Below are 6,873 nucleotides of genomic sequence, written 5' to 3'. Positions count from 1 at the left end.
TTTTATGATTTCCGGAGGTAATAATATTGACAACTCCCCCAATGGCAGAAGAGCCAAAATAAGGACTGTGGCTGCCCTTTACGATTTCAATCCTTTCGATATCGTCAAGGGAAAGTTCGCTTAAATCCGGGCCGTTGTCAACAGAAGAAGGGTCGCTGATTCTGACACCATCCACCATAACCAGAACATGATAACTGTTGGCTCCTCTGATGTACATTCGCTGGCTGGAACCAAAATTTTGTCCGGTACCTGTCAGGTAAATACCGGCTTCTTTCTCAAGAATCTGTCCAATCGACTGAGGCATAGCCGACTGAATTTTCTCTTTGGAGATGACAATGACGGCCCTGCCGCTTTCCAGCAATTGTTGTTCATTGCGGCTGGCAGAGATTACAACTTCCTGAAATTCATATAATTTCATGGAATCGGCCTGCTGAGTACGGCCATGTAAAAAAGTGCTGCATAAGGCAAGCGTGAGCAAAAATTTGTTTTTTAAAGCATTCATGTTAATAAGTTTTAAAAGTTAAACACCTTAAAACCTGAAATGCCGGTGAAATTACCATGGACAAACATCCATCGCTTTTTACCCGAAAGCATCAGGCTGAAAACACTGGTCTGGCAGGTCTTCTGACTCCTCCAGCTCTGAAAGCCTTCCCATCCGCCATTTGGCAGACAGTGGCCAAGGTTATCAGAGCTACCATAGAGTTTACAGCAGCGGGTACTGTCCCGGAATTGCCCGTAAAAATACGAACTCACCGGAGTTCCCTCTTAGGTTTTGCTCTTAAAACAAAACAACCAAACCGCAGCAAATGTAAAAATTATTTTTTTTCTCAAAACTATTTCTTTCCCCATACGTCTTAAAGTTAATGCAATAAAAAATTATCTTTGCAAGAACAAAAAAACAAAGCAATGACAGCAAAACGTCTGATTTTTATTGTATTTTTTTTCACTACCATGTATGTTTCCGGCCAAAAACCCGAAAGTGTTTTATTCAGCATTGGCGACCAGAATGTGATGGTCAGTGAATTTCAGTATATTTATGAAAAAAACAATAAAAATGATGCAAATTTCTACACAGAAGAAAGTGTCAGGGAATATCTGAATCTGTTTATCAATTTTAAACTGAAAGTAAGGGAAGCCCGCGAAATGGGTATTGATACCACCGAAAAGTTCAGGAATGAATTTAAGGGTTACCGCGATCAACTGACCAAACCTTACCTGACCGACAAAAAAACCATTGACAAGCTGGTAGCCGAAGCTTATGAGCGTATGAAAGAGGAAATCAGGTGCAGTCATATCCTGATCCGGGTGGCAGAAGACGCTCCGCAGGAAGAAGTTGACAAGGCTCTGGCCAGAATTAATCAGATTTACAAAAAAGCCAAAAAAGGAGAAGACTTCAGCAAACTGGCAGATGAATATTCCGAAGACCCTTATGTAAAAGTAGGCCATGGGGACCTGGGATGGTTCAGCGTATTTCATCTTATCTATTCCTTTGAAAATGTGGCATATAACACACCCCTTGGAAAAATCAGCAAGCCTTTTCGTACCGAGTTTGGCTATCATATATTAAAGGTAACTGATCGCAGGCCCTATCAGGGACAGATTAAAGTCGCCCAAATCCTCCTCGCTTATGATGAAAATCCGACAGATGAAGACAAAGCAAGGGTAAAAGAAAAGATTTTTGAAATATACAACCAGATAAAAGCCGGGGAGAGTTTTGAGAAAATGGTAAAACTCTATTCAGAAGATGAGAGGACTAAGAATTCAGATGGAGTGATGCCTGAGTTCAATACTTTCTCGTTTAACATTCCTGAAGTCATTAAAGAAGAAGCCTTTAAGCTGAAAAATATTGGAGATATTTCTGAACCTGTTGAAACATCTTATGGCTGGGTTATTCTGAAAAAACTTGACCTGAAAGGATTAAAGTCGTTTGAGGAAATGGAAAATTACATCCGGAGTAAAGTCAGAAAAGATTCGAGATCGGAGTTGAGCAACATCAACCTGATAGCCAATATCAAAAAACAATACGGATTTAAAGAATATCCAGCTGTATTACAAGGTTTTATTAAAACAGTGGACAGCAACCTGCTGAATGGTACCTGGTCAGCTGCAAGCAGAGAAGCCTTCACCGGCATACTGTTTTTGATAGGCAAAAAACAATATCCGCTGAGCGATTTTGCAAAATATGTTGAGCAGAAACAAAAGTCGGTAAGATTTGCTACCATAGAATTCACCATTCGTAAACTTTACGAAACCTATGTCAACGAAAAGCTTCTGGCCTATGCCGATGAACACCTTGAAGAAACCTATCCCGATTTCAGGAATCTGGTGAATGAATATAAGGAAGGCATGATGCTATTTGAAATCACCGACCAGAAAGTATGGACAAAAGCTATGAAAGACACAGCCGGACAGGAAAAGTTTTATGAAGAACACATAGACAATTACATGTGGAAAAAGCGTGTGGATGCTGAAAATTATATCTGCCGCACGGAAGAAGTGGCCAATGAAGTGGTTGAAATGCTGAAAAAAGGATGGAGTGCTGATACCATAGCCAAGACCGAAAATGAAAAGAATGCCCTGAATGTCAGCTATTCAAAAGGGAGATATGAACAGGGAGAAAACAAATATCTGGAAGAATTTTTTGGCAAGACAGGCGTTTTTAAATTTCAGGATAAGGAATCAGGTTCGTGGCGGGTGGTCAACTTAATCAGATATTATGAACCCGAATCAAAAAAACTGAAAGAAATAAGGGGTATTGTTATTGCTGATTATCAGGCATATCTTGAAGAATTGTGGCTGAAAGAACTTAAAAATAAATATCCCGTAACCATAAATGAAAAAATACTTGAGGAGCTTATCAATAATCATAAATCGAAATAAGTACTTTACGCTTTTTTTGTTGACAATCCTTATAATTGCTACGGGTTGTGACAGAGGCCGGAACGCCAGTGCAGGAAAAAAAGAGAAAGGAAAAATAGTTGCAGAAGTAAAAGGCACGTATTTATATGAATCAGACCTGATTCAGCTGATCAACAAGCCCATCTCAAAAGAAGACAGTGTTCAGATGGTAAAAGACTTTATCGACCAATGGATAAAAGAGCAGCTTGTTTTTCAGAAAGCCATGAACAATCTGAGCAACGAAGAAAAAGATAAAGAAAAAGAGCTTCAGGAATATTATAAAAACCTGATCATCTATGAATATGAAAACAAGCTTGTCAGACAAAAACTGGATACTACCGTCAGTCAGGAAGAAATAGAGCAGTTTTATGAAAATAACCGCAGCCAGTTTGTTTTGAAAAAATGTATGCTTCAGGCAATTTTCCTCAAGGTCAGCAAGCTTGCACCCGACCTCGATAAAGTCAGAAAATGGTATCAGAGCAACAAAAGCGAGGACATCGACCTGCTGCACCAGTATTGTATCGGCAATGCCGCACTGTTTAACATTGATGAAACGAAGTGGTATTATTATGACGAGTTGACCTCCATCATGCCGATTGCCAATTATGATTGTGAGTCTTTAAGAAAAAATCAGGCAATCGAACTGAGCGATTCCCTAAATTATTACTTTATTTCCATACATGAAGTAAAACCCAAGGGTACTTTTATGCCAATTGATTTTGCACGCGACCTGATAGAAAATACCATACTTCACCAGCGAAAAACAGAATTGCTTAAGAAAACACGGGAAGGCATATATGAAGAAGGCATCCGTAAAAAACATTTCAAAATTTATGAATAAAATAACCGTACTTGCCGTCATCTTGTTTTTATTCCTGAACACTTATGCACAGGAAGATAAAACACTTGACAAAATAATAGCTGTTGTGGGGAATCAGATTGTCACGCAGTCAGATATTGACATTCAGTTGAAAGAATATAATTTCCCTGATGAGCAATCACTTTTTGAAGGCACCTGTGAGTTAATTCAGGCAAGCGTTTTTCAGCGTTTATTGCTTAATCAGGCTTATATTGACAGCTTAAAGGTTTCAGATGCTGAAATCTCAGGCGAAATAGACAAAAGGTTACAGTATTTCATCAATCAGCTTGGAAGTAAAGAGGCTTTGGAAAAATTTTATGAGAAAACAATTCCCGAAATCAAGGATGAAATGCGTGAACCCATCAAAGAAATGAAGCTGGTTCAGATGATGAGGCAAAAAATTGTGGGAGATGTATTTGTTTCACCTGCCGAAGTGAAAAAGTTTTTCAATCAGATACCTGAAGACAGCCTTCCATACTACAACACTCAGTATGAAATAGCTCAGATAGTTTTCTTTGCCAAACCCACCGAAGAAGAACACCAGAAAGCAAGGGCAAAGCTTGAAGAAATAAGGCAGCGTATTTTAAAAGGGGATAAATTTTCGACTTTGGCCATATTGTATTCGGAAGATCCCGGAACGGCTATCAAAGGAGGAGACTTAGGCATGCGTTCACGCTTCGATTATGTGCCGGAGTTTGCCTCTGCCGCCATGAAACTTAAAAAAGATTCCATCAGCGACATCATTAAAACCCAGTATGGTTATCACCTCATCAAAATGATTGACCGAAAAGGAGAAATGATACATGTTGCTCATATTCTGATCATTCCAAAAGTTACACCCGAGGCCAAACTTCAGGCTCAGACAAAAGCCAGGGAAGTGCTTTCGTTAATAAAAAAAGACTCCGTAGGATTCGAGGCTGCTGCATTTAAATACTCTGAAGATGAAACGACAAAAAACAATGGCGGAAGGCTCGTTGACATCAACACAGGCTCTACCCGCCTTTCATCAGACCAGATGGAAGCCTCCCTCTTTTTTGTCATCGACACCATGCAAACAGGAAGTGTTGCAGGCCCCGTTTATTATGTTTATCCTGACGGAAGACAGGCCTATCGCTTAATATGGCTGAAGTCAAAAATACCTCCCCACAAAGCCAATCTGAATGACGACTATCCCATCATCAGCGATATGGCCAAATCAAGGAAGGAACAGGAATTGCTATTAAAGTGGATCAACAACAAAATGAAAGAAACATATTTTAAAGTCAATCCTCCTTACGATCAATGCGAAGACCTTAAAAAATATATGATTAAGGACTGATTTTCACAACATTAAATACTATGACAATTTTCAAGAATGATAAAGAAGCCATTGAAAGCCTGATTTCGGATTACAAACGTTTAAAGGCAGAAATCAGCAAAGTTATTGTTGGACAGGAAGATATCATTGGTTCGGTGTTATCCTGTATTTTTTCGAGGGGACATTGCCTGCTGATAGGCGTACCGGGCTTAGCCAAAACATTGTTAATCAAAACAATAGCCGATTCATTAGACCTTAAATTTTCGAGAATACAGTTTACTCCCGACCTGATGCCTTCCGACATCACAGGCTCAGAAATTCTGGACGAAAGCAAAAATTTTAAGTTTATCAAAGGGCCTGTATTTGCCAATATCATTCTGGCTGATGAAATCAACCGTACACCACCCAAAACCCAGTCGGCCTTACTCGAAGCCATGCAGGAGAAAAGCGTTACCGCTGCCGGACACCTCTATCAATTGCAGGAACCTTTTTTTGTGCTGGCAACCCAGAATCCGATAGAGCAGGAAGGCACCTATCCCCTACCCGAAGCTCAGCTCGACAGGTTTATGTATAATGTTATCCTTGATTACCCGTCATTTGAAGAAGAAGTAAAAATTGTTCAGGAAACCACCTCAGGACAGGTAAAACAGGTCAACAAAGTGCTTTCAGGCGAAATGATAATTTATTATCAATCGCTGCTGGACCGGGTTCCTGTCAATCAGAATGTACTCCGCTATGCCATTGAGCTGGCATATAAAACAAGGCCTAATACTCCTTATGCATCAGATTATATCAACGAGTTTATCAGCTGGGGAGCAGGACCTCGTGCTTCACAATATCTTGTGATAGGGGCAAAAGCCCACGCTGTCTTTCACGGCAAATATTCTCCGGATATTGAAGATATTCAGGCGGTTGCATTACCGGTTTTCCGCCACCGCATTGTCAAAAACTACAAAGCTGAAGCAGAAGGAATTTCGGTGGACGAAATTGTCAGGAAAATTTTATAGAAGAATTTTTTCTTTCAGGCAAAATCCTGACAGCGACAGGCAGTAAATGATTGCATATAAAATTAATAACTTTTGTTTTGATTCCCGGGACAACCTTTCAAGCGGATGAAACGTCTTAATGCCGAATCTCCGGTAAGTTTATACTTATCCCTAAGGGGCCTTTTAAGGCCCTTTTTTAATATTCTTTCACTTCAATTTCACCATCCAGCACCATTTGTCCATTGACAGCAAGCGCTTTCATTTCATCTTCTCCGGGATAAATGGAAATCGGTCCGATGTGAACCACCCTGTCAATAATCTGGTCGATAAACCATTTGTTGTTGGCCAGTCCACCTGTGAGTAAAATACCATCCACCTTACCTTTTAAAACCGTTGACATGGCACCTATTTCTTTTGCCACCTGATAAGCCATGGCTTCAAAAACAAGGCTGGCAGTGGGGTCTCCCTGATTCATCAGGTTTTCCACTTCCTGAGCATCATTGGTACCAAAATAGGCAACAAATCCTCCCTTTCCGGTGATCATTTGTTTAACTTCCTGATACGAATAATTACCACTGAAACAGAGTTTTGCAAGTGCTCCAACCGGCAAGGTACCACTACGTTCAGGACTGAAAGGCCCTTCCCCGTCAAGTCCCTGATTGACATCAATGACACGGCCTTTTAAATGGGCACCCACAGTGATACCTCCACCTAAATGAACGACTATCAGGTTAAGGTCTTCATAGCGTTTTGAGATACATTTGGCATGAAAACGGGCAACAGCTTTGTGATTCAATGCATGAAAGATGGAAATTCTTTCAAAAAGAGGATGT

Annotated in this window: 6 protein-coding genes and 1 riboswitch; of the genes, 4 read left to right on the top strand and 2 right to left on the bottom strand. The window is 40.2% G+C overall.

What is annotated here, in order from left to right; all coding sequences use genetic code 11:
• Positions 1–502: TonB-dependent receptor (locus GX437_11095; protein ID NLJ08207.1), on the bottom strand; the 502-nt coding region annotated here is incomplete at its 3' end.
• A 94-nt stretch (positions 503–596) separates the two neighbouring features.
• Positions 597–812, bottom strand: a riboswitch (cobalamin riboswitch).
• A 94-nt stretch (positions 813–906) separates the two neighbouring features.
• Between GX437_11095 and GX437_11090 the strand changes: the two genes are divergently transcribed.
• The 4 genes from GX437_11090 to GX437_11075 are packed head-to-tail and all read left to right on the top strand — an operon-like array spanning position 907 to position 6,061.
• Positions 907–2,880: a hypothetical protein gene (locus tag GX437_11090; GenBank protein ID NLJ08206.1), complete on the top strand. Its 1,974-nt coding sequence runs from the start codon at positions 907–909 to the stop codon at positions 2,878–2,880.
• Between the two features lie 19 nt (positions 2,881–2,899).
• On the top strand, positions 2,900–3,739 hold the full coding sequence (locus tag GX437_11085; GenBank protein ID NLJ08205.1) for a hypothetical protein: 840 nt from the start codon (positions 2,900–2,902) through the stop codon (positions 3,737–3,739).
• Positions 3,732–5,075, top strand: a complete 1,344-nt coding sequence (locus GX437_11080; protein NLJ08204.1) for a peptidylprolyl isomerase — start codon at positions 3,732–3,734, stop codon at positions 5,073–5,075. Before GX437_11085 ends, GX437_11080 begins: the two co-directional genes overlap by 8 nt.
• A 20-nt stretch (positions 5,076–5,095) precedes the next feature.
• Positions 5,096–6,061, top strand: coding sequence for an AAA domain-containing protein (locus GX437_11075; protein NLJ08203.1), 966 nt, complete (start codon positions 5,096–5,098; stop codon positions 6,059–6,061).
• A 175-nt stretch (positions 6,062–6,236) separates the two neighbouring features.
• Here the strand turns inward: GX437_11075 and buk are convergent.
• Positions 6,237–6,873, bottom strand: a 637-nt coding sequence (buk, locus tag GX437_11070) for a butyrate kinase (protein NLJ08202.1), incomplete at its 5' end; no start/stop codon positions are given.

This window comes from Sphingobacteriales bacterium, assembly GCA_012517435.1.
Classification (GTDB): Bacteria; Bacteroidota; Bacteroidia; order CAILMK01; family JAAYUY01; genus JAAYUY01.
Note: the sequence above shows the minus strand (reverse complement) of the source record. Positions and strands in the feature narration are given on the sequence as shown.